The 1,222-nt window shown below is 61.7% G+C and carries 1 protein-coding gene; it reads left to right on the forward strand.

What is annotated here, in order from left to right:
- Positions 1-42: 42 nt before the first annotated feature.
- Positions 43-1,222 (forward strand): helicase HerA-like domain-containing protein (locus ABZX22_RS45195; protein ID WP_354923545.1); only part of this gene is annotated, 1,180 nt, incomplete at its 3' end.

A 1,222-nucleotide genomic window follows, 5' to 3' on the forward strand; every position in this document is an offset into this window, starting at 1 on the left:
GCTCTCTGGCTGGGCTGGCAAATCCCATCATCACATTCACTGATGAACTTCGGTCAGGCACTGACTGGCAGCCTGGCGGCGCTGGGGAACCTTGCCACCGGCACGATCTCATTCCGAGAGCCTGCCGCCGCATTCTGGGAGGTGGCCAAGGAGCAGGCAACGTTTGGCACGTTGGCACGGGTCGGCGTTGCGGCGGGCTTGGCAGGGTGGGCGTCGATTTGGGCGACGCGGCGTGGGCTCATCCCGCGCTCAAATACCTGGCATGTGTCCGGCGCTCAACTGTTGCAGGGGAAAGAGGCCCTGACTGAAGCCCGGCGTCGTTCGCTTACAAAGAAGGAGCAGAGGGGCGAGCGGCATGCGTTGTCACTACATCCGGCTTGGGTGGTCAGCAAGAAGCTGCTGGCCCGTCACATGTTCATCTATGGAGCCGTGGGAATGGGCAAGTCAGTCATCCTGAAGCACCTGCTGGAACAGGTTGTTCGGCTCGACAAGAAGGCTTTCATCTACGACATCAAAGGAGACTTTACGTCGATCTTCGAGCGCCCGGTGATCGTCTGCCCCTTCGACAAGCGAAGCTGGATCTGGGACGTGGGCCGGGACGTAGCGACGCAAGCCCAAGCCGCCGCGTTCTCCCAAAGCATCATCCCCCCGGAGGAGGGCAGCGGCGCATTCTGGGCGTCTGCGGCGCAAGCCTTGCTGGAAGGGTGCGTGCGCGAACTCCAGGCCACGAAGGGCAAGAACTGGGGGTGGGCAGAGTTGGCCGCGTTGGTTGCCCGTCCCGCTGAACCGATGGCTAAAGCACTGTCGCTCTACTACCCCCGAGCCGCCGCTCTCATTTCCAATCCCGATTCGAACACCACCAGCAGCTGTATCGCCGTGCTCGCCAACGGCACCGCGGTTATCGAGCGCCTAGCCTTGGCATGGCCCGAGCGCACGCCTGGGCAGATGTTCTCCATGCTGGACTGGATCAAGGACGACTACACGGGATGCAAGCAGGTCATTGTTCAATCAGGTCCTGATGAGGTGCTAACCAAGGCCTACATCTCCGCCATGATCAACGTCGCGGTGCCGGAAATCATCGGCCCCTCGCTGCCAGATGACGAAACCGGGCGATTCCTGGGGTTCTTCTTCGATGAGCTTACCTCCGCCGGCAAGCTCAACATCGAGCTGTTGCTGGCCTTGGGACGCTCAAAAGGCGTGGTGGCCTGCATGGCCGTGCAGG

This window comes from Nonomuraea sp. NPDC003804 (genome assembly GCF_040610675.1).
In the GTDB taxonomy this organism is placed as follows: Bacteria; Actinomycetota; Actinomycetes; order Streptosporangiales; family Streptosporangiaceae; genus Nonomuraea.